At 67.1% G+C, this 504-nt stretch carries 1 protein-coding gene; it reads right to left on the bottom strand.

Features of this window, described 5'->3' with window-relative positions:
• The coding region (locus HHX30_RS40440; RefSeq protein ID WP_169989224.1) for an endo-1,4-beta-xylanase at positions 1-504 on the bottom strand (504 nt) is incomplete at both ends.

A 504-nucleotide genomic window follows, 5' to 3' on the forward strand; every position in this document is an offset into this window, starting at 1 on the left:
GTTGAGTGCGTCGAGGACGGCGGTGTAGGCCTGCTTCTTGTTGTAGTTGCCGTCGAACAGCAGTGGGGTGTCGCCGCTGCGCCAGGAGTACTTGTCGGTGATGCCCCACACGGTGATGCCGGTGCAGCGGGGCACGGCCAGGCAGGCCTGGGTGACGCGGCGGTAGGCGTCGGCCTGGGTCGAGCCGGAGCCGCCGACGTCGAGCTCGGTGATCTGGACGTCGACGCCGAGCGCGGCGAACTGGGCGATGTTCTGCTGGTAGTTCGACGGCGGGTTCCCGAAGTGCGACTGCAGGCCGACGCAGTCGATCGGCACGCCGCGCGCCTTGAAGTCCTTGACCATGTTGTAGACGCCCTGCGTCTTGGCGGCCGTGGCGTTGTCGATGTTGTAGTCGTTGTAGCACAGCTTGACGTTGGGGTCGGCGGCCCGCGCGGCGCGGAAGGCCTCCTCGATGAAGCCGTTGCCGAGCTTCTGGGTGAAGATCGAGTCGCGCAGCGTGCCGAC

Source organism: Microbispora sp. H10836 (assembly GCF_012999525.1).
GTDB lineage: Bacteria > Actinomycetota > Actinomycetes > Streptosporangiales > Streptosporangiaceae > Microbispora.